This window comes from Schlesneria paludicola DSM 18645, assembly GCF_000255655.1.
Classification (GTDB): domain Bacteria; phylum Planctomycetota; class Planctomycetia; order Planctomycetales; family Planctomycetaceae; genus Schlesneria; species Schlesneria paludicola.
In genome coordinates this window covers 3,011,367-3,032,695 of record NZ_JH636435.1, presented here as the reverse complement: position 1 = coordinate 3,032,695, position 21,329 = coordinate 3,011,367, and the positions used below count along the sequence as shown (strand labels likewise).

16 protein-coding genes are annotated in these 21,329 nt (G+C 55.7%); 10 read left to right on the top strand and 6 right to left on the bottom strand.

The window, feature by feature from the left end; genetic code table 11:
* Nucleotides 1-30: 30 nt before the first annotated feature.
* A complete protein-coding gene (locus tag OSO_RS0130950) occupies nt 31-1,614 on the bottom strand; it encodes a Ppx/GppA phosphatase family protein (protein WP_010586802.1) in 1,584 nt (527 codons plus the stop codon).
* Nucleotides 1,615-1,945: 331 nt separating this feature from the next.
* Between OSO_RS0130950 and OSO_RS0130940 the strand changes: the two genes are divergently transcribed.
* Nucleotides 1,946-3,469 carry a hypothetical protein gene (locus OSO_RS0130940; RefSeq protein ID WP_010586801.1) on the top strand — a complete coding sequence of 508 codons (1,524 nt, stop codon included), beginning with the start codon at nt 1,946-1,948 and terminating at the stop codon, nt 3,467-3,469.
* Nucleotides 3,470-3,559: 90 nt separating this feature from the next.
* On the opposite strand, the gene OSO_RS48815 is transcribed toward OSO_RS0130940, so the two are convergent.
* Complete coding sequence (locus tag OSO_RS48815) at nt 3,560-5,365, bottom strand: S41 family peptidase (RefSeq protein WP_010586800.1); 1,806 nt, start codon at nt 5,363-5,365, stop codon at nt 3,560-3,562.
* 136 nt (nt 5,366-5,501) lie between these two features.
* Entirely contained in the window at nt 5,502-5,741 is a 240-nt protein-coding gene (locus tag OSO_RS45860) for a carbon storage regulator (protein WP_010586799.1), read from the bottom strand.
* Nucleotides 5,742-6,460: 719 nt separating this feature from the next.
* Between OSO_RS45860 and OSO_RS0130915 the strand changes: the two genes are divergently transcribed.
* From OSO_RS0130915 to OSO_RS0130905, 3 genes are all read left to right on the top strand, one after another.
* Nucleotides 6,461-7,363, top strand: a complete 903-nt coding sequence (locus OSO_RS0130915) for a polyphosphate kinase 2 family protein (protein ID WP_010586797.1) — start codon at nt 6,461-6,463, stop codon at nt 7,361-7,363.
* Nucleotides 7,363-8,226: an alpha/beta fold hydrolase gene (locus tag OSO_RS48810; RefSeq protein WP_010586796.1), complete on the top strand. Its 864-nt coding sequence runs from the start codon at nt 7,363-7,365 to the stop codon at nt 8,224-8,226. Before OSO_RS0130915 ends, OSO_RS48810 begins: the two co-directional genes overlap by 1 nt.
* Before the next feature lie 132 nt (nt 8,227-8,358).
* The gene (locus OSO_RS0130905) at nt 8,359-9,600 is read left to right on the top strand and encodes an ornithine cyclodeaminase, nickel-pincer nucleotide-dependent (protein ID WP_010586795.1); all 1,242 of its coding nucleotides are present in this window, start codon (nt 8,359-8,361) and stop codon (nt 9,598-9,600) included.
* Nucleotides 9,601-9,692: 92 nt separating this feature from the next.
* Here OSO_RS0130905 and OSO_RS0130900 read toward each other — a convergent pair whose 3' ends face one another.
* Nucleotides 9,693-9,974 carry a hypothetical protein gene (locus OSO_RS0130900; RefSeq protein WP_010586794.1) on the bottom strand — a complete coding sequence of 94 codons (282 nt, stop codon included), beginning with the start codon at nt 9,972-9,974 and terminating at the stop codon, nt 9,693-9,695.
* A gap of 528 nt (nt 9,975-10,502) precedes the next feature.
* On the opposite strand from OSO_RS0130900, the gene hlyD reads away from it, so the two are divergent.
* The 6 genes from hlyD (at nt 10,503) to OSO_RS0130865 (ending at nt 19,217) form a co-directional block, all read left to right on the top strand.
* Complete coding sequence (gene hlyD, locus OSO_RS0130890; protein WP_010586793.1) at nt 10,503-11,750, top strand: secretion protein HlyD; 1,248 nt, start codon at nt 10,503-10,505, stop codon at nt 11,748-11,750.
* 4 nt (nt 11,751-11,754) lie between these two features.
* Nucleotides 11,755-14,694, top strand: a complete 2,940-nt coding sequence (locus tag OSO_RS0130885) for an ATP-binding cassette domain-containing protein (protein ID WP_010586792.1) — start codon at nt 11,755-11,757, stop codon at nt 14,692-14,694.
* A gap of 4 nt (nt 14,695-14,698) precedes the next feature.
* On the top strand, nt 14,699-15,808 hold the full coding sequence (locus OSO_RS0130880) for an ABC transporter permease (RefSeq protein WP_010586791.1): 1,110 nt from the start codon (nt 14,699-14,701) through the stop codon (nt 15,806-15,808).
* 186 nt (nt 15,809-15,994) lie between these two features.
* Nucleotides 15,995-17,530, top strand: a complete 1,536-nt coding sequence (locus OSO_RS45850) for an efflux transporter outer membrane subunit (RefSeq protein ID WP_010586790.1) — start codon at nt 15,995-15,997, stop codon at nt 17,528-17,530.
* 191 nt (nt 17,531-17,721) lie between these two features.
* On the top strand, nt 17,722-18,438 hold the full coding sequence (locus OSO_RS0130870; protein ID WP_010586789.1) for an RNA polymerase sigma factor: 717 nt from the start codon (nt 17,722-17,724) through the stop codon (nt 18,436-18,438).
* A gap of 233 nt (nt 18,439-18,671) precedes the next feature.
* Nucleotides 18,672-19,217 (top strand): PspA/IM30 family protein, encoded by a 546-nt coding sequence (locus tag OSO_RS0130865; RefSeq protein WP_010586788.1) that lies wholly within the window; start codon nt 18,672-18,674, stop codon nt 19,215-19,217.
* 428 nt (nt 19,218-19,645) lie between these two features.
* Here the strand turns inward: OSO_RS0130865 and OSO_RS0130860 are convergent, their stop codons facing one another.
* Nucleotides 19,646-20,632 (bottom strand): ROK family protein, encoded by a 987-nt coding sequence (locus tag OSO_RS0130860; RefSeq protein WP_010586787.1) that lies wholly within the window; start codon nt 20,630-20,632, stop codon nt 19,646-19,648.
* A gap of 244 nt (nt 20,633-20,876) precedes the next feature.
* Complete coding sequence (locus tag OSO_RS45845) at nt 20,877-21,200, bottom strand: hypothetical protein (RefSeq protein ID WP_157605552.1); 324 nt, start codon at nt 21,198-21,200, stop codon at nt 20,877-20,879.
* Nucleotides 21,201-21,329 lie beyond the last annotated feature (129 nt).

Genomic DNA, 21,329 nt, shown 5'->3' with positions numbered 1-21,329 from the left:
GCATCGGGTGTCATTTCGTTGCGGTGTCGTTCAGGGGCGAAACTTTCTTAGTAGAACCGGCATCCCGAAAGTCGCTTCGAACAGCGACCCCGATTGCTTCAGGGCCAATTGTTCAAGGCTCAGGTCTTCGACTTGCGGAATGGCGATCACCAGCCGACCGCCTTCGCGTGAGAATTTCAGCTCGTGCAGCCGCTGGCTGTGGGAAGCTTCGAGCGCGTCGGCCACGCGCAGCATGGCGGCCATTTTGACAACTGCGATCCGCTGATCGCGGCTGAGTGTCGTAAAGACCGTGTGCGTCGGCTTGGGCGAGGCGCGGCGGTGATATCGCGCCGTCAGGGCGACAAGCTGCACGTCGGACCGGCTGAGTCCAAACAGTTCGCTGTGCTGAATCAGATACATCGAGTGCTTGTGGTAGGCGCCGGTGCTGATATAGAGCCCGACTTCGTGCAGCAGGGCGGCGACACGCAGCAGCAACTCGTATCGCGGATCGAGCTGATGTTCTTCGCGCAGGCCCTGAAACAGAATGCCACACAGCTTTGAAACTTGTCGTGCGTGCAGTTCGTCAAATTCAAACTTGCGGCCCAGGTCGTAGGCCGATCGGATCACCTGATTGCTGAAATCTTCGTTCCAGCCCCCGCGAGAGGCCATTTCGTTCAGAAGTCCGTCGCGCAGATTGATGCTGGCGACGATGACTTCTTTCAGGTCGAACGCTTTGGCCAGCATGGTATAGGCGAGCAGGGCAGGACCCAGCGTGCCCGCTTCGGGGAACGTGATGTGGTACTTATGGACCAGCTTGTCTTCGTTCAGCGAAAGCACCGCGTCGGTCAGGTCGGCCAGGCGTTTGACCGGAATCCGTGTCAGTCGGTCAGGGTCCCATTCAGGGACAAGCTGCCGCGCGGCGAAACGCATATCACCACCCAAGGCGACCATCTCTTGAGTGGATTCGGCAGGGACCTGCTGTAGGACCTGATCGATCACCCGCTGGATCTGCGTTTCCATCAAGCGGCGTGTCGCCGATTGCGATGCTTGGTAGTTCTCGAGTGTTTGATGAATGCGAAGCGAGCCCAGCCGGTAGGTGTGTGCGAACAGCACGTCGGCATTCTGAACCTGGAGCAGTTCCGTGCTGCCGCCGCCGACTTCCGTGACGACGGTGCGGGCGTCGGTCAACTTGGGATCGCGTTTCAAAAGAGGTTGGATGCCCAAATAGGTGATTCGGTTGACTTCCGCTTCGTCAATCGGGACGACTTGGAATCCAGTCGCGGTGTAGACGCGATCGAGAAATGCGAGCTTGTTGGTGGCTTCGCGGACTGCGCTGGTCGCGACCAGACGCACTTTTTCGGGTGTCTCGATCCCGTATTCCGCCAACACGCGGCGGTAGCTTTTCAGCACCCGGACGCACTCTTCGATCGTGCTCTTTTCCAGGAAGCCTCGAGTGAACGTGTCTTTGCCCAAACTGACGGCTTGTGACAAGGACGAAAGATGTCGGACGCGGCCATCGTCTTCAATTTCGGCGATCGCCATGCGGATGGAGGTCGTGCCCACATCGATCACGGCCGAAGGCTGAGCGGTGGCACTGCGAAATGACAACGACGACGATGTTTCGAGAGGCGACATGAACTACCGAATACGTTCAAACAAGACCTGATCACGAAGCGGCATCACACGTGATTTTCGGATCGCACCTACGATCCAACTGGTGATGAACACACCCCGTGAACGCGAACTCCATAGCATCTGCAACTTTGCTTCGCGAAGCAAGCCGACTGGGGCATAAAGACGAAACGTCTTCGGTTTTCGATGTCCTGCATGTCACGAAGTCCGATTGGAAAATCCGCAAAAAGCCGCTGCCGGCCCGGCTCGACTGTAGTCGCTAGAGGGTGGCGTGAGCTATACCTCGAAGTCAGACAAGTCGCAATGTCTTTTCGAGACTCGCGAGAGCAGCACGATGTTGGTTTTTCTGATTTCTCGTTGGAAGCTCTGGACCTGGTCGCGCCGGACCTGGATTTCCGTCTTCGTGGCGACATCTCTGACGACCCCATTCGTGACCCGATGGATCTGTCTTTGGCAAATCCCTGATGTCGAGTTGCCATTTGATGTCGAAAGTAACATTCGAGAAGCTCCGCCAACGGACGACGATGCGCTTGTCAGATATCGAAACGCGGCACGGATGCTTTCTCAGTTGGACGAGGAAGACGTTGAACCGAAGTGGTTCAATTTAACTCGCCCACCGTATGGAGCGTGGGATGACAGAATCGTCCAACCACTAAAAGATCGCCATCAGGTTCTTTCAGAACTCGCGTGCCTGGTCGAAATGGGCGTTCTGCGAGATTTTTCTCAGGATACGTTTTCCGAGGTTGTGGACACTTTTTCTGACTTCCGCCGTCTCGCCCGATTTTCAGAGGCGACCGCGATTTGGCGTGCTCGTTGTGGACAGAACGAAGATGCCTGGGCGTGCCACCGAGCATCCCTTCGTATCGCGATGCATGCAGATCAGCCAGGATGGCTGCTGAATGCGTTGATAGGGCAATGCATTCGCGGTATGGCGTGCGACGGAATTCGCTATTGGGCTGCCGGACAGTCCGTCACCGCCCCGCAATTGAGAAATGCGCGTCGTGAACTCGAAGATCTCGCTGCTCGACGGCTTACCATTCTTCACATTGTGAAGGCGGAGTACGTGTTTGGTCGCAATTTCGTTATGGAAGGCAATGTTGCAGAAATTTTCTGGCCAGATTGGACAATCAAAGGGCCGCTGGAATCGCGCTTTCTTGCTTGCAAACGAGTCGGGTTGTGGTTCATTGGACAACCAGAGCTGACTCTCCGCCTGGCACGTCAGCAACTCGTAAATATCACGAACGAATGCGACAAACCGATTTCTGTGCGGCAGCCATCTCTGCGAAGTGACGACTACATCCTTTTTAAGGACGATGGTGTTCACCCGACAGCAGCAGGGCAACTGAATTCCGCGGCGTTGGATCGAGCCTTAAACTTGGTGTTGGCCACGCAAGGCGATGATCCCTTGTTTTTCAAATCCATTAAGGGACTGATCCAAAACCGTGACCGAGAGAATGCGCGAATTGCGTTAGTCTCTGTGGTGCTTGCCGCCCACGAATTCCATCGCGTCTATGGGACGTTTCCGAAGTCGCTTGACCAACTCGTACCCGGCTACCTTGACGAGATTCCGATTGATCCGCTGGATTGCGAGGGGCGGCCATTGAATTTTCGGTACGACGATTCGGACAACGCTTTCGTTTGGAGTGTCGGCCTGAGTGGTCAAGATCGTGCCAGCGATTTTGAAGATGAGGCAGAGCAGAGTCGTGACTTTGGACTTTGGATTCGTTTGCGAACGCCGGTCGATTGTGACGAAGGAAACCATACCACCGACGATGCGAACGGTGCCGCCTCGACGGAAAGGCTCCTGTTGGATCGCGAGAACGCCTTGATGAATTCTCTTTTTCATCCCAAAGAATGACTTGAGGACGGACCTCTTGGTCCGTCCTCAGAATTTTCGGCGGTCATCGGCTATTCCTTACCCGATTGATGTTTTTCTGGTTCTGCCACTTCATGCGGCAACGTGTGAATCATCGTCTGTCGCATCACCCGTGCGACGGAAATTGTTAGCCATCTCTTTCACTCGTGGATCGGAAATCTGACGGACTCCTTCATTGAGCACGGCGTCATCCGATTGCGAATCGGTCGAGTCGTTTGTTACGGCGATGTCCGGGGTGACACCGACACCCGCCATTTCGCGGCCCTGAGGGCTGTAGAACTTGGCGGTCGTCAATCGCAATCCCGCAGGTGATGACTGCAGCGGGAACAAGGTTTGGACAGTGCCTTTGCCGTAAGACTTCTCACCGACGATCAGGCCGCGGTGATTTTCTTGAATGGCGGCGGCGAAGATTTCACTGGCACTGGCACTGTTGTGATCGATCAGCACGACCAGCGGCATCTTCCATGTCTTGGCGAACTGGGCGACTTCTTTCGAATTGTCCGCTTCCGTTCGTCCTCGGGTTGAGACAATCGTTCCGCCTGGCAAGAACCGGTCTGACACCGCGATCGATGTGGTGAGCAAGCCACCGGGGTTGCCTCGCAGGTCCATCACCAGTGATTGCATTCCCTGTTGATGCAGTTTCAGCAGGGCCGCATCCAATTCGTTCGTGGTCGACTCGGCAAACTGTTCCAGTTTCAAGTATCCGACCCCTTTGGTTTCGTTCAGCATCTTGACGTCGACCACGCTGTGCATTGCGATTTTCTGTCGAACGAGAGTGACTCGCCCTGATCGGTCACCACGGATCGCTTGAATTTGAATCTGCGAACCTTCCGGTCCGACGATGAATTCAACGGCACGGTTCAGTTCCATCTGCTTCAGATCATTTCCGTCGACTTGGGTAATGACGTCACCTTTGCGGAGATCGGCTTGAGCGGCAGGCCCACCCGGCAACAGCTTGAGGATTTTCAAACCCGCTGGATGAGGTTCGACTTCGACGCCAATTCCCACCACATTGTCTCGCAGCCCCACGCTGGGACCGCCATCTTTTTCTGGCGGCAACAGCATCGAAAACTGATCAAGGCTATCAGTCGCACCGTAGACGAATTCGAGTCCGATCGCGGCAGGGTTGATATCGATTTCCTGTACCGTTTTCAGTTGGACGTTTCGCATCATGGCGATGGCATCGTTGGTACTGCGAATCTTGGCTCGCGTCCGCAATTCCTGCAGATCACTTTGAAGGCTGGCGATTGCGTTTGCATCGCCACGAACTTCCGCCGCATCCAGGAACGCAGGGACTTCCAAAGCCTGGATCAGATGATCCAGGGCACCATCGACACGTCGTGCATAGGTTGCGGGAGTGATATGGCGTCCATCGATCAGTTCCGAAACTTCGATGTACATCTGTTCGACACTGGACGATGAAAGTTGCTTCATCAACCGCTGGACACGTGGGTCCGAGTATCGCAGGGCGATCTTTTCCGCGACCGTTCGCTTATTCGCTGGAGTTGTACTCGGCGTTCGCGGTTTCTCTGTTGGACTTGTCGCTCGCGAATTCGAGATCGTCGAATCGGTCGGAATCAAGACCGGTTTCGACCCTCGTGAGCGTGTGGACGAACTACTAACGAAATCATCCGTCTTGGGTTGCTCTGGCGTATAATACGGTGATGGAACGGGCGGTGTTTCCTCGAACCGTGGACGGTCTGGCTTGAAGCGTGTCGCGACGTCCGTACGATTGGCTGGTTGCAAGTTCCAAAACGTCTGCAGCGGGGGTTGCGCACAGCGAGCACAGCCCGACTGACCATAGCTGGTATTCCAAATGGAACCTGCCAAGAGCAGGGCGAGTGTTCCAACTGTTTTCAGTGACGATGAAAAACGCATGAATCGGGTTCCTTCCAATATTGAGTCCAAAGTCATGTCTTCCTGTTTCTCTCTCATTTTCCGATGCGGCTGAGTCATTGGACTTTCGAGTTCCATCTCATCCGAACCGTCGGTTCATCGAAGTGGCTTCATCGAATCAGTGTTGGAACATCAGCGATTCGACCAGGCACTCGTCGAGTTCTCCATCCATCAGGTCAATCGTGATTTCTTGCGTTTGTGGCACATCAAGTGTCGCGAGTTCGCCACGCATCACTCGGACTGAAGGAGGGGCGTCGATCCCAATCTTGACGCTTCCTGCACCTGTCTTGATCACTCGGATGACAATGTTCGAGCCAATCTTGATTTCTTCGTCTCGTTTTCGCGTCAGTACCAACATGGCGTCTTCTCCGGTTCTTGTGGTTTTACATCCATCCGTCGATTGCGACTGACCGCACTTTGCGATCGCGTCGTTCGATGGTGAAGTGATATTGCAGGGCGCGTGCCAATCCCAGAATTCCTGTCAAGAGATGTTCGAAACTCCGTTTTTACGGCACTATTTGCCGTGTAAGCCATGCAAACGGCCTTGAGCGGCCAGATCCGCCGGTCTCATTTGTAATCCCTGCCATCCACCATCGAATTGGCTCGATGATGGAATGTAATCTTTACGATTGGGGTCAGCTTCGAATGATGACACTCGAAGTCTTTCAGCCAAGATGTTCGAGGCGCGATCAGCGCGAATGTAACGCCTGGATCGGGTGTCGATCGCCAATTGTCGCTTCGGATGGGGGCTCTGTCTGGTGACAATGAGGGCGCGATGATGGACTCATCGAGATGACAGATGGTTTTTTGAATTCGAATCGATTGATGGGTTGGGTCTTTTTGATCCCTCTGGCGGCGAAGTCAGCTCGACGCCGTCGTTTCCATCACCACAACCGTGATTCGCGGCGAATTCGGTCAGTTCGATGCGCGATGCGGCCCGGGCTTTCAATCGATCTGTTCGAGATCCTGTCGTGGGTTCGTCGTGGCGCGTTCGGTGCAGGAAATTGCTAATTTACATCTGACGCTGCTGAGTTACGAATTGCGCAGGGTGAAACGTTCAGTCCGGAGTGGTACGCCATGTTGAATCTTTCCGACGTTGTTGAGATGTGCCGCGTGGCGAGCGGCAAGAAGATCAAGTTGAAGGATCTGCCGACGAGTTGGGAGAGTGGATCTGACGAAGTCACAATAAGCCGACATCACGAAGCACGTAGGTTGCTCACAGAAGATGTGCATCAGTTGGCCGCTTCACAGGAATTGTTGTACTCGGCGAATTCCTGGTCGGTGCTGATGGTTCTGCAAGCGATGGATGCGGCAGGGAAAGACGGCACGATCGAACATGTCATGACGGGTGTGAATCCGCAAGGCGTGAAGGTCGTCAGTTTTAAACAACCATCAACCGAAGAATTGAACCACGATTTTCTGTGGCGTTGCAGCAAGGCGCTGCCCGCTCGCGGAGAGATCGGCATCTTCAATCGCTCGTACTATGAAGAAGTCTTGATCGTAAAAGTCCACCCCGAACTGCTCGCCAAGCAGCAGATTCCCGGCGCAAATCCGGCGAAGAAGTCGTTTTGGAAGGCACGCTACAAAGTGATCAATCAGTTTGAGCGGCATCTTGTCCGAAACGGGACGCAGGTGATCAAGTTCTTTCTCCACGTGTCCAAGCAAGAACAGAAGCGGCGATTTCTTGATCGAATTAATGATCCCAAGAAGAACTGGAAGTTCTCGCCCGGTGATTTGGTCGAAAGAGCTCACTGGGACGAATATATGTCGGCGTATGAAGAGATGTTAAGTGCGACGAGTACCAAGTTTGCACCTTGGTTTGTGATCCCGGCCGACGACAAGGCAACGGCTCGACTGCTGGTGGCGCAGATTCTGGCGAACTCCATTCAAAAACTGGACCTGAAGTCTCCTGTTCTGACACCTTCGCAGCATAATGCCCTCGTGGAATGCAAGGCGAAACTGGAAGCGGAAGTCGATTGATGCGGTTGGAAACGCAGACCATACACACGCCGGATGGCATCGAGCTTTTCGTGCGCACTTATCATCCCAAGAAGTTCGACCCGGCACGCACCCTGTATTGGGTGCATGGTCTGGGAGAGCATGGGGGGCGGCACGAACATCTTGCCCAGGTCCTGGCCGATCGCGGCTGGCGCATGATTATCGCGGATCTGCGTGGTCATGGGCGATCGACGGGAATCCGCACGCACGTTCGATCATTTCACGAGTATGTCGACGACATCGCGCATGTTTGGACGCAGATGGAACTGAATACCGGACGGACGGTTTTACTGGGGCACAGCATGGGAGGACTGATTGCCGCCCGTACGGCGCAATCTCAGTTGATCGCTCCGTCGTCGCTCATACTGTCGTCGCCACTTCTCGGTCTGAAATTGCGAGTGAACCCGGTCACTCTGATGCTGGGGACGCTGCTGGTACGAGTCGTTCCGACGGCTCGATTTTCCAATGGCATTGATCCGCGCAATATGACGCATGATCCCGAGTTTTCCACCCTGCGGCGCAATGATCCGTACATCAATAAGACGGTTACCGCGAGTTGGTACTTTGCGATGCGCGACGCGATGTCCGCCGCACAGGCGCACGCCGAAAATGTCAGTCTGCCTGTGCTGGCGCTGCAGGGGACGCTCGATCGTACGACCGATCCCGATGCGATGGCGGACTGGTGGTTGCGAATCCGGTCGCAAGAAAAATCGATGATCGTGTTGGAAGACCATTTCCACGAACTGTTTTTCGAGCCGGATTGGCGTGAAACCATTCAAAAGACGATCGACTGGCTGGACCTGCGAGTTCAATCCCTGTCGATTTCCGCGTCGAGTTCGACCTGAAACATGTCGAAAAGGTTCAGAGCGGCGATGCGAGACGTCATCGAACTTGTCGAGCCGGATATCATTGCAATGCGAGTGTGATTTCAATTCGTTGTAAAATCTCGACTGCGGTATTCTTCCGAAGGAATGAAGATGAACGGCTCATCGCACGCCCCCGGATTCACCGAAGATGTCGAACTGGCCGGGCATATCATTGACAGCCTGCTGTTACCCAAAGTTCTGGACGAAATCACGGGGCTTGGAGGGGATTATCGCAGTCAAGAGATTCGTATTGGACACGCGCGTCGCGATCCCAGTTACGTCCGCCTGACGGTTTCCGCACCGACCGAAGAAATTCTCGAGCGGATTTTGACGGCGATTGGACAACATGGAGCGATGCCGGTCCAGCACCAGGACGTCCGGATTGAGCTGGCGGACATCGAGGGCGCGTTCCCCGAAGGGTTTTACGCGACGACGAATGAACCGACCGAAATTCGACTTGGCGGACACTGGATCAAGGTGGAACGCCAGGAGATGGATTGCGGGATCGCCGTCGATCGCACTCAAAACCGCGCCTGGTGTGTCGCGATGGCCGATGTGAAGCCAGGTGATCCGATCATCATCGGTCGCATCGGCACTCGCGTGTTCCCCGTGGGACGGGATCGTGAGGGCGGACATTCGTTTGGTTTCATGAACAGCACCGTTTCGAGTGAAAAACCCAAGAACCTGACGGTTCGTGAAATTGCCGAAGCGATGCGCCGGGCGGCCGAAGGCAATGGCCGCATCCTGGTCGTGGCGGGGCCAGCCGTCGTCCATACCGGCAGTCGTGAACTACTGAGTTGGCTGATTCGACGCGGATATGTTGACGTGTTGTTCGCGGGAAACGCCCTGGCAACGCATGACATCGAGCAGTCCTTTTACGGGACCAGTCTGGGCATCTCGATGGAAAGCGGTGGTGGCAGCGAAGAAGGGCACGAGCATCATCTGCGTACAATCAACCGGATTCGCCGCATTGGCAGCATTCGTCAGGCGGTCGAGCAAAAGGTGCTCAACAATGGCATCATGCACGACTGCATCGTCAACAACGTCCCGTATGTACTCGCGGGCAGCATTCGTGATGATGGTCCTTTGCCGGATGTGATCACCGATTCGCTCGTGGCGCAAACCCGGATGCGAGAGCTGGTGCAAGGGGTGACGTTCTGCCTGATGATCGCGACGACGCTGCACAGCATTGCCGTGGGAAACATGCTGCCCGCCTGGGTCAAAACGGTGTGTGTCGACATCAATCCCGCCACCGTGACCAAACTGGCCGACCGCGGCACCTTTCAGACAATTGGCCTCGTCACGGACGTGGAACCGTTCCTGCGCATCCTTGTACAAGAGTTGGGCGGTTAAAATGCCACGTTGCCGCTCAGGGCATCCGTAGCGATGGAATTGTCAGAACTCGATGAGAAGTCTCATCGGAAAATGAAATTCGTCTGGGCTTCTCACGGCTCACGGTTGCGGTTGTGTCGAGCTCGCCACTGTTGGACGAGATAGGCGACACCGATCCCGACTCCGATCAACGCGACAGCGAGGAGCAGGATCACGACAACGCGCCAGGCGTTTGATGTTTCGCCTGGGTATTCAGAAAGCCTGTCAAAGTCGAACAGGGAATACTTGTTCTGGACGATCACGCATCCCGAAAGATTTGTCACAGCAAAGGCCATCGCGGCCGCCATTGTGTAGCCACCGATTACCGAGCGGCCACCGACACCATCTTTCCCCATGCTCGCGACTCCTCACGAATGGCTGATCCAACTCACTGCATCGATTGAAATCCGTCGACAACCGAAAATGGGCAGAGCGCGTCGAAGTTGCGTTGTAGGTCCGCAGGCCACGCGACTCCGCCTTATCCAACGAATGAGCGGTCCCACATTCTAGCGTCATCGTCTGTCAGGCAGATTGTCTATTTGCGATGAGCGAAGAGGGAGCACGATTTTTTGTATGGGCCCCTTTTCTTTTGCAGCCTGGTGAAGTCAGGGGGCAGCCACCCTGGCGTTCACAATGTCATGGCGTTTTTTAGTCTGGCCGGAGCCAGTCCCCGTTACTTCAACAGGCTGCTCGCCAGACGCATTTGGTTTTGTGTGGGACCGACAGCGCAACTGGACTGTTCTGATAAATTCAGAAGGAATGACGTTTGCGACTGTCTCGAGCATCTGCGAAGGTTTGCAATCAACAAATGCGATTCGTCATTGTTTCATGATCGCCGACGCTTGATCCAGCGGAAGTGATGAATCAAGTCGGAGAATTCCTCGATGCCTCAGTCTGACCCCTCCCGTGATCGGACAACGAATAGCCAACCGAACGGAAATCCGTCAAATGAGGATTCGGTGAAAGGAGGGACGCTCCCGAAGGAGCCGCTCAAGACTTCAACGGACTCTCAATCCCCCAAGCGTGACAATCCGAAAGCACCTCTCGTTGCAAAACCCTCGTCGCGCAGAAGGACCTGGGTTGTTCTTCTGATGCTGGTTGTGATCGGAGCGGGATTGTTCGCGTCGCTCTACTGGCTGCAAAAAGAGGTCGATGAAACAAATCTGGAATTGATGGGAAACATCGACGTTCGACAGGTCAATCTCGCGTTTAAGGTTGAGGGGCGAATCGAAACGCTTGCGGTCGATGAAGGCGATGCGGTGAAGGCTCATGACGTTCTCGCGACGCTTGATAAGCGGTATTTCAATGACGAACTGCGAATCCTGCGGGCCCGACGCGACAATCAGGCGGCGAATGTGGCGAAGCTTGAACATGGATCGCGGCCGGAAGAGATCGCTCAGGCCCGAGCCCAAACCGAGGATCGCGAGGCCGCGGTGACGAAGGCGAAAGAAGACTATCACCGCGCCGAATCTCTCGTCAGTAAAGGGGGCGTGTCCCGCCAGGAATTTGATCGGTACCAATCGGCATTGGACTCAGCGGAAGCACAACTGAAAGCGGCAAAGGAATCGCAGCGGTTGGTCGAGATTGGGCCACGGCAGGAAGACATCGACATGGCGAAGGCCTTTCTAGCGGAACAGGATGCGATGATCATTCAAAGTGAACGTCGTCTGGCAGACGCAGACCTGATTGCTCCAAACGATGGCACGATTCTGACACGCGCGCGAGAACGCGGTGCGATCCTGCAGCCCGGCGAAACCGTGTTGGCCCTGACGCTCACGTCCCCCGTCTGGGTTCGGACCTACGTGAACGAACGTGATCTCGGGCTGATCAAGCCCGAAATGCCCGCGCAGGTCATCACCGATTCTGCACCGGACCATCCGTACACAGGCAAGATCGGGTTTATCTCTCCCACGGCCGAGTTCACTCCGAAATCTGTGGAAACACGAGAACGACGGACGGATCTCGTTTATCGATTGCGAGTGGTTGTCGAAAATCCCGACGGGGGGCTTCGTCAGGGAATGCCCGTGACGGTGCGCGTCGAACTTCCCGCGCCTCGACAACGGACGTTCTTCGAACGCGTGCGAGATACGTTACGCGAGCGTTTCGGATCGAAACAGACAGGGAAGAAGTAGTCTCGTGAGCGATGCCCCACTCATCATTGCCGAAGGACTGACCAAGCAATTTCCGGGCACCACGGCACGGGCGATTGATCATCTTGATGCGCGGATTCAGGGCGGACGCGTGACGGGGCTAGTCGGACCGGATGGTGCCGGCAAGACGACTCTTATTCGGTTGTTCGCAGGATTGCTGCTTTCCACCGAGGGCAAGCTCACCGTGTGCGGGGCAAGTCCCACGAATCAACTGGCCGAGATTCGGCGAAAAGTCAGCTACATGCCGCAGCGTTTTGGCTTGTATGAGGACTTGTCGGTCGAGCAGAACCTGAAGCTGTATGCGGATCTGCGGAATGTGATTGGTCGCGAGCGCGACGAGGTGTTCGATCGGCTGCTGACGTTCACCGATTTGAAACGATTTACCAAGCGGTTGGCCGGCGATCTTTCTGGAGGAATGAAGCAAAAGTTGGGGCTGGCCTGTGCCCTGATTCGAACGCCAGACCTATTGCTCTTGGATGAACCCTCGGTGGGCGTCGACCCGATCTCGCGGCGTGAACTGTGGAAAATGGTTTACGAACTGGTTGATCAAGGGATCGGAGTCGTCTGGAGTACCTCGTACTTGGATGAAGCGGAGCGCTGCAGCGAAGTCATTTTGCTGTCAGAGGGAAAGTCGCTGTACTCGGGTGATCCGAAAGAGCTGACGAGTCAAGTGGCAGGTCGCAGTTTCCTGGTGGCCGGTACAGGCAAAGGGGGACGAACGCTCTTGGCGCAGGCGCTGAAGCGACGTGACGTGCTCGACGGCGTGATCCAGGGCGCCAGTGTACGCCTGGTGATGCGAAAAGGAGCCGCACCGCCAACTCCAGACGATTTGAAAGCATCCGACATCGAAATCAAACCGGCGCCGCCGCGATTCGAAGATGCGTTTGTCGACCTTTTAGGGGGCGCACCGAAGGAACAATCGGCGCTGTTCGAATCGACGGAAGCGAAGGACCCATCAAACAATCAAGCTGTAGTGGAGGCAGAGGGCCTGACCAAACGCTTTGGTTACTTTACCGCGGCCGACAACATTTCCTTTAAAATTGGACGCGGTGAAATTTTTGGTTTGCTCGGACCGAATGGTGCCGGGAAGTCGACCACATTCAAAATGATGTGTGGACTGCTCAGGCCGACCTCTGGAAGCGCGTACGTCACGGGGATGGATCTGTACGCCGCAGCAGGGGAAGCCCGTGGCCATATCGGCTATATGGCTCAGAAGTTTTCATTGTATGGCGATTTGAGCGTTCGCCAGAATCTGTCGTTCTTCGCCGGCGTGTATGGTCTCTCGGGCGAGCGGCGCGATCAGGCGATGCGACGCGTGATTGAGACCTTTCATCTCGACCCGTACCTGGATGCGAATTCGACTGAGTTGCCACTGGGCTTCAAGCAGCGCCTTGCACTGGCGTGTGCGATCATGCATGAACCGGCGGTGTTGTTCCTTGATGAACCCACCTCGGGCGTCGATCCGTTGACGCGCCGCGAATTCTGGTCACACATCAATGCGATGGTTGAGAAGGGGGTCACGATCATGGTGACGACCCACTTCCTGGATGAAGCGGAATATTGCGATCGAATTGGCCTGGTCTATCGGGGACGTGTGATTGCCGAGGGAACGCCCGATGAACTGAAGGAACGGGTTCGCAACGACGAGCGGCCAGAACCGACGCTCGAAGATGCCTTTATTGAATTGGTCGAAGAGTTTGACCGCAGTGAAGGACGCGAGCCTGAGTCGTCGTCCAATATGACGATGCAGCGCTCGACAGAACCGAAGCAAGGGGGGGACCGTCCCATGGCGGGATCGCGCCTTCGCCGGATGATGGCGCTGGTTCGCAAGGAATCTCAGCAGATTCTCCGTGACCCCAGTAGCTTCCTCATCGCGGGGATCTTGCCGTTAGTGTTGTTGTTCGTCTATGGGTTTGGGGTCTCGCTCGATTTGAAGCGTGTTCCCGTTGCACTCGTGATCGAGCAGCCATCTCCCGAAGCGAACAGTTTTCTGGCATCGTTTCGCGATTCGAAATATTTCCAGGTGCGCGTCGTGCGGCATCGGTCTCTGGTGGAAGAGGATCTTGTCTCTGGCCGAGTCAATGGTGTTGTCGTATTGGCCGCCGACTTTAGCGAGCGGCTGGGCCGCGGGGACACGGCGCCGGTTCAAGTGCTGGTGGACGGCAGTGATCCCAATACGGCAGGTTTGGTGGCGGGTTATGTTCAAATGCTGTGGGCAAACTGGATTCAACAGGAAGCGATCTCGCTCTCGAGCCTGGTCAATCGTCCTCGGGCCATTCCTTTGATTACGACCGAGCCTCGTGTCTGGTTCAATCCCGAAGTCAACAGCTATTACGCGTTGCTCCCCGGGGCGGTTGCAATCATCCTGACTCTGGTTGGAACGCTGTTGCCTTCCCTCGTCGTCGCACGGGAGTGGGAGCGCGGGACGATGGAAGCGCTGCTTACGACGCCGGTGACGCGACTGGACCTGCTTGTCGGAAAGATCGTTCCCTATTACCTGCTGGGGTTGGTTGCCATGACCCTCTCGGTCACCGTGACGGTCTTTGGTTTCGGCGTGCCATTTAAAGGTTCCGTGTTGGCCCTGTTTCTCATTTCGTCGGCCTATCTGGCGGTAACGTTGGCGCTGGGGCTGTTAATTTCAACGTTGGCGAAGAATCAGTTTGCGGCCGGGCAGGGGGCGCTGATCGCCGGATTTCTGCCGGCGTTCTTGCTGTCGGGGTACATCTTCGAGATCGATAGCATGCCCGCTCCTTTGCGATTGCTGACGGCACTACTACCGCCGCGATACTACGTCTTCAGTCTGCAAACATTGTTTCTGGCGGGAGATGTCATGAGTGTGCTGGTACCGAGCGGACTCATTCTGACGTTGATGGCATCGGTTCTCTTCGTGCGACTGGCCTGGGCAACGCAGGTCAGGTTGGAGTAGTTCCATGTGGTTGAGAATGGCATGCTTGATTATCAAAGAGCTGCTGGCCGTCTGGCGCGATCCGAAAAGTCGGTTTTTGCTGGTCGCCCCGCCGATCATTGAGTTGATGATTTTTGCGAACGCCGCCACGCAAGAAGTGAAGAATGTTCGAGTGGGTGTCTTCAATCAGGACTCGGGCATCTACGCCCGCGATCTCATTGCCCGGTTCGAAGGATCGCCGAACTTTCGCGAAGTCGTTCATTTGCGGTCACAATCCGAAATTGCACCTGCCATTGATTCACGAACAGTCTTGTTGGTGATCCAAATTGGGCAAGATTTTTCGAGGAACGTCGCGGCGCGGCAACCCACATCAGTGCAACTGCTGCTGGATGGCCGACGTTCGAATGCCTCGCAGATCATGGAGAGTTACGCCGAGCAAATTGTCGGTCAGTACAACGCGGAACTGGCCTCGACGAATTCCGCGCCGCCACCGGCCAGTTCGGTCGTTGCACGCATCTGGTTCAATCCCAATATGGACGCGTATTGGAGCACTGTGCCCAGTCTGGTCGTGATCCTCACTGCACTGGGTGGACTGATGGTGACAGCACTTTCCGTCGCTCGCGAACGCGAATTGGGGACGTTCGAGCAATTGCTCGTTTCGCCACTAAGCCCCTATGAAATTGTGGTGGGCAAAGCGGTTCCCGCATTTATCATTGGGATGGCAGAAGGGACTTTCATGGTTCTTGCTGCCGTGTTTCTGTTTCACGTCCCCTTATCAGGGCATCTCTATTTGCTGTACGCCGGGATCTCTGCATTTCTGCTGGCGATTATCGGGGTCGGGCTCTTCGTCTCCTCGTTGGCCAAAACGCAGCAGCAGGCAATCCTGGGAGCGTTCGCAACCATGGTTCCCATGACATTGCTTTCCGGGTTCGCCAGTCCGCTCCAGAACATGCCCGAGTGGCTTCAATATGTGACGCTGATGAATCCGTACCGGTATTTCGTCGTGATTGTCAAAGGCGTGTTTCTCAAGTCCATGCCGCCGTTTGTCGTGGTGCAAAACCTCGGGCCACTCCTTCTGATCGCGGCCATCACGCTTGGGGCATCCAGTTGGTTGTTCCGCCACCGAGTTGAGTGATCGGAGGATTCAGACGCACATGATCGATTCTTGCGATGAATCCACACTCGCCGATTGAATCAATTGTGCCGTTCTCTAAGTTGCGGGAAAGCCGCAAGGTCCTTTGTTTTTCTAACTTCCCAGGTGGCGAAGTTCGATGTTGGAAGTGGTCCAACAGGACGTTGGCCGACGTCGGGAGGGCGTGACGTGAAAAATGGGCCAGGATGGCGCAGTACCAAGTATGGATCAGGCAAAGCGGCAATTCTTGCCGTTGTTTTGCTGAGCGCCGCTGGCTGTACTCGTTTGAATCAGTGGGTACAAAACGGTTTTAAAGTCGGCCCAAACTACGGTCCGCCTTCTGCGCCGACCGCATCCGAATGGATCGATCACGCCGAGTCGAGTGTCATGAGCACTCCCGTGCAGGATCAGGCCTGGTGGGGGGTGTTCAATGACCCCATCTTAAATGGGCTCGTCGAGACCGCTCGCCAGCAAAATCTGACTTTGCAATCCGCAGCGGCACGTATCGTCGAAGCGCGATCCCGTCGCAGCATCGCTGCCGGAAACTTGTTTCCGCAATCGCAACAAGCGATTTCCAATTATGCGCATGCCCAGGTGACGCGGAATATTGGACTGCCATTGCCGGGGACCGTTAACGTCTTTGCCGACGGTTTCAACGCGTCGTGGGAGGCCGACTTCTGGGGCCGGTATCGACGGACGATTGAAACCGCCGATGCGACGCTCGACGCGAGTGTCGAGAGCTATGGCAATGCGATGGTCATGCTTGTCTCTGAAGTGGCGACGAACTACATCCAGCTTCGCACGTTTCAACAGCGTCTGGCGTTCGCCCATGAGAATTTGAATATCTTGCAGCGATCAACGGACCTGGCTCAATCGCGTTTCGATGCGGGAACCACGACGGAACTGGATCTGCGGCAAGCGAAAGCGAGTCTTGCGCAGACTCAGGCGACCATTCCCCCGCTCGAATCAGGGGCCAGACTTGCTGCGAATCAACTGTGCGTCCTGTTGGGAATGCCTGTCAGTGATTTGGCCGCGCAACTGGACGGGGCCTCGATTCCAGTTGCTCCCCCCGAGGTTGCGATCGGGATTCCCGCCGATCTTCTACGCCGCCGACCCGATGTGCGTCGAGCCGAGCGACAGGTCGCGGCCCAGTGTGCACAGATCGGTATCGCGGAGGCTGATTTCTACCCCAGGCTCGCGGTCAACGGATTTATTGGATATGTCGCGAATGACTTCAATGACCTGTTCCGGGGTGACAGTCTGACCACGTTCGTACTTCCGTCGCTGCAATGGAACATCCTGAACTATGGTCGGATCGTCAACAACGTTCGAGCTCAGGACGCGCTAACCCAAGCCGCGGTGCTGGACTATCAGCAAACCGTGCTCAACGCAGGCCGCGAAGTCGAAGATGCACTCGTCCAATTCATCCAGGCCCAGCGACAGACTAAGGCGCTCGAGCAAAGTGTCGACGAGTATCGTCGTGCGGTCGAAATTGCACAGACCCAGTTTGAGGGTGGAATCGCCGATTTTAACCGGGTCTACACGAGCCAGTCACAGTTGGTCACGCAGCTTGATTTGCTGGGGACGGCACGCGGAAATATCGCGCTGTCTTTGGTGCAAGTCTACAAAGCGATCGGCGGCGGTTGGGACGCGATGTGTCAGGGTGAGGATTCTGTAGAACTGGTGAACCAGCCCGCCTCAAGCTCCTTCATAGCACCCGAATAGATTCGTTCGTGCGTCTGCAATTCGATTTGTGGACAACGTCACGTTTCCCGGTCACCTGGCGACATTCGATTAGGCGTTTTTGTCTCAATCCGTGGGATTTTTTCTCTGTTACGGTTAGGATCAGGGTGAATGCGATGCAAAGCATTGGTGTCGATTGTGTCCGGCCTGTCTACTGATTGAATTCGTCTGTCATGAACTCTTCCGACGCTGGCCCGACATCACCTTCGAGAGACGAATTGTCATCGAATCGTGGCACGGCGGCACCCGAGCGATCGGCTGCGTCCAGTCGTGATGAAGATGATGAACTGATGTATCGGATGCAGGGCGGGGACCGGGCCGCCTTTGACCGGCTTGTCGAACGACATCAGGGATCGCTCGCTCATTTCTTCTTTCGCCATCTGCGTGACTGGCAACTTGCCGAAGATTTGACGCAAGAAACCCTAATCCGCGTCTACAACACGGCCTGGGATTATTTGCCCCGCGGTAGTTTTAAAGGCTGGATGTTTCGCATTGCGCGCAATCTGATGATCGACAGCACTCGGCGGCGATCGCACGATGCGCTCGTCAGCGCGATTCGATCTCAGCGCCCGCGCGATGATGAAGACGATGCTTTGGAACGACTTGCGGGAGAATTCGTGCTGCCAGAAGACAAAGCGGATCAGAATGAGTTTGCCAAGATTGTCGGTGAACTGCTGTCGAAAATTCCCGAAGACCAACGACTGACATTTACGATGCACCACTATTCGGGATTGAGCTTGCCGGAAGTGGCGGACGCGATGGAATCGAATTTGCCAACAACCAAAAGTCGCCTGCGGCTGGCCCGGGAAAAACTACGAGATTCGCTCGCCGCGCGCGGAATTCTTGATCCTCATTTACGGAGCGAAAAAAGTGCGGACGGGTCTTCCTAGAGTAGTTTCTCACCGGAATTTGATGAGCTCGCCACGAGCGGCCAGCGAAGCCTGGGGTTCGTCGGGGCCCAGCGACTTTTAGGCGACGATATAATCCCAATTGAGGCCGCCTGATGCCGAAAGAGTTCGGAATCAGAAAATTGTCCAGATAGAATAAAGTCCATGATCCGCTGACCCGTCGTTGACGTTGAGTGACTATCGACCGGACGGGTGCCAGCATTCGGAGCTTGCAAATGAGTTTTTTCAGCCGCCTAACCGACATTGTGACCTGCAATCTGACCCATTTGCTGGCTCAAGCGGAAGACCCCAAAGCGGCCATTGCCGAGATTATTCAAGAAATGCGAGAAGGGATTTCCGGGGCGCAGCGAAGCGTGAATACGGCGATGACATCGGAAGATCGGCTGCGGCAGGAAATCGATGCGCATCGGGTGCAAGTCGAGTCGTGGACAGGCAAAGCGAAAGAACAGTTGCTCGCAGGTGCCGAGACCGATGCACGACAGTGTCTGTTGCGGAAACGCGAAGTTGAAGACCTGATTGCCGGGTTGTCTCAGCAGCACAAAGCCGCGATCGCCACGCGTGAGCATCTGGCAACAATGCATCGGGCACTTGAAGCCCGCCTGGCCGAAGCGATGCGGCGGCAAGAGGCGCTTGGTGGTTCCTTAGAAGAGATTCCCACCAGCGTCCCCTCGTATCTTTCCGCGCCTCATTCGCACGCCAATGATCTCCATCGCGAGCTTGATGCTGAGCTCGAGGCGTTAAGACAAGAACTGAAATCGTAAATTGGTTTCCGTCTTCCCTCCGCTCAGGACATTCTTTCCTGCGCGACTCGATTCCCTCGCGTTCCGAAGCTTCCGCTTTTGAAATTGCGATCTTTGAGAAACTCCTCATTTAGGGGCAGTTGCACGCACGATCTCCGTTCCTCTGACCATCGCAACATTTTGCCCTGTCAGGGCAAAGGGACGGTGCAAATTGGGCAGTCGATCGCTTTCCCGCCGCCTGACAGGGTGGCGAATCTTGTGGAGGTCAGTGACCCAGGGCAGCGATCGAAACGATCACAGCCCTGGGTTTGTATGCATCCGCACGCTACGGGGCGGAGAAAGCGAGAGCTTGGTAGCGCGGAGAAGCAGGAGAGATGCAACAAAACGAATTGATTCCAGCCATCGCAGATCAATCGATCTGCCCGTCGGCGATGTGGACTCAGCCCGGCTCATGCTTCAACATTGTGACGCGCCCAAGCCGCGGCTCCCATCGCGCCGGCATCGTCGCCCAACCGGGCAATTCGCACTTCATACGATTTCGAGAATGACGGCATCACTTGCTTGGCGAGCGCTTTGCCGATTTCTTCGAGGAACAGTTTCGGCAATGCCTCGACCAGCCCCCCGCCGAGCACAATGACATCCGGTGCCAGCAGATTGACGGCGCCTGCGAGAACAAGACCCAATTGCTGTGCGCCGTTACGAAGGATCTCGTCAACGATTTTGTCGCCCGCATCGATCGATTCTTTGATCGTTCCGCTGCGAATGTTGGCCAGATCGGTTCCTGCGACGCGCAAGATGTAAGGGGCTTGCCCTCGATAAGCGGCCTTTGCAATTTCGGCCGAGAGTGCCAATCGACTGGCAATCGTTTCCAGGCAGCCACGTCGTCCGCAGCCGCACAGGGCACCGTCGGGGACCACGGGCACGTGGCCGATTTCCAGGCAGCTACCAGTCTTGCCACGGAAGATTTTGCCTTCGTAAATCATCGCTCCGCCAATCCCTGTCCCGGGAAAGACTCCTAATGCGGTGCGTGCACCGTCGGCGGCTCCAAATCGGTATTCGCCATACACTCCGGCATCGACATCGTTGCAGACGAATACGGGACAGCCGAATTCTTTCTCGAGCGATTTCTTCAGCGGAACGTTTTTCCATCCCAGATTCGGAGCTTCAAGAATCACACCCTCTTCGAGATCCAGGGGGCCCGGACAGCCGATGCCGATTCCGCCGAGCGATTCGCGTGGGAGTTGGGCTTCTTCCAGCAGCTTGGCGATGCTGGCTACGATTCGTTCGATGCCAGCTTCAACACCTTCCGAACCGCGGCTTTTCTTTCGTCGCCGACCGCGAACTTCGAATTCGTCGTTAAACAACATCGCGTTCATCTTGGTCCCCCCAAGATCGAACCCCACCCACGCACGATCACTAGCGAGCACGTCTTTCATCAGTCATCCTGCCATGACACCGTCACAGGTCACCCCGACAACGACCGCGTCGCAAGGGCTCCAGTACGCGACTCAAGAATAGCACATCGATCCAGCCGCGTCACAAGTGATGCAGGACTTGGTGTTGTTCTCGTCAAATTGCGAATGACATTTGCCAGACGCCGCCTAAGGGAATGCAAGTCCAAGTCTGTACAACGAGCACTGCTCAAATGCGACATGGAAAGGTTGACTGTGGCGAAACGGCTTAGTGTCGTTCCGTCGATGGTTGCGGCTGTTCGGCGGCGCGCTTCAAGCGAATCGCCTCTTGACGGTAACGCTCGTTGACTTCCAAATCGAATGCGGTTGCGTTTTTCAGTTCAGTGATGCGGCGATATTGAGCGTGGCAGCGATAGCAGACCAGCCGATCGGGCAAAACGGCATATAGAATCCAATCGGCCAGTCCAAAGCCCATCAGGATCAGCATTGCGATGCCGGGCATCATGTAGGCGACTGCGATCGTGCTGAACAGAATTCCCAAGCCGACAATAAACACGCCCAGCCGCTGGTCAAAATCCTTTTGCCGCCACAAATCTTCGCAACCGCAAACGAGGCACCGCGCCGGTTCTCCGTTTGTCACATCGCCCGCTGAAATCTGACGTGTCCAGCTACAATCCGGACACTCAACAGCGAGGCTGGAGTGAGTCACTTCCCCGTGAGC

Coding starts and splice junctions, on each gene's coding strand:
- OSO_RS0130950 (WP_010586802.1), bottom strand. CDS start 1,614: ATGTCGCCTCTCGAAACATCGTCGTCGTTGTCATTTCGCAGTGCCACC.
- OSO_RS0130940 (WP_010586801.1), top strand. CDS start 1,946: ATGTTGGTTTTTCTGATTTCTCGTTGGAAGCTCTGGACCTGGTCGCGC.
- OSO_RS48815 (WP_010586800.1), bottom strand. CDS start 5,365: ATGCGTTTTTCATCGTCACTGAAAACAGTTGGAACACTCGCCCTGCTC.
- OSO_RS45860 (WP_010586799.1), bottom strand. CDS start 5,741: ATGTTGGTACTGACGCGAAAACGAGACGAAGAAATCAAGATTGGCTCG.
- OSO_RS0130915 (WP_010586797.1), top strand. CDS start 6,461: ATGTTGAATCTTTCCGACGTTGTTGAGATGTGCCGCGTGGCGAGCGGC.
- OSO_RS48810 (WP_010586796.1), top strand. CDS start 7,363: ATGCGGTTGGAAACGCAGACCATACACACGCCGGATGGCATCGAGCTT.
- OSO_RS0130905 (WP_010586795.1), top strand. CDS start 8,359: ATGAACGGCTCATCGCACGCCCCCGGATTCACCGAAGATGTCGAACTG.
- OSO_RS0130900 (WP_010586794.1), bottom strand. CDS start 9,974: ATGGGGAAAGATGGTGTCGGTGGCCGCTCGGTAATCGGTGGCTACACA.
- hlyD (WP_010586793.1), top strand. CDS start 10,503: ATGCCTCAGTCTGACCCCTCCCGTGATCGGACAACGAATAGCCAACCG.
- OSO_RS0130880 (WP_010586791.1), top strand. CDS start 14,699: ATGTGGTTGAGAATGGCATGCTTGATTATCAAAGAGCTGCTGGCCGTC.
- OSO_RS0130870 (WP_010586789.1), top strand. CDS start 17,722: ATGAACTCTTCCGACGCTGGCCCGACATCACCTTCGAGAGACGAATTG.
- OSO_RS0130865 (WP_010586788.1), top strand. CDS start 18,672: ATGAGTTTTTTCAGCCGCCTAACCGACATTGTGACCTGCAATCTGACC.
- OSO_RS0130860 (WP_010586787.1), bottom strand. CDS start 20,632: ATGAAAGACGTGCTCGCTAGTGATCGTGCGTGGGTGGGGTTCGATCTT.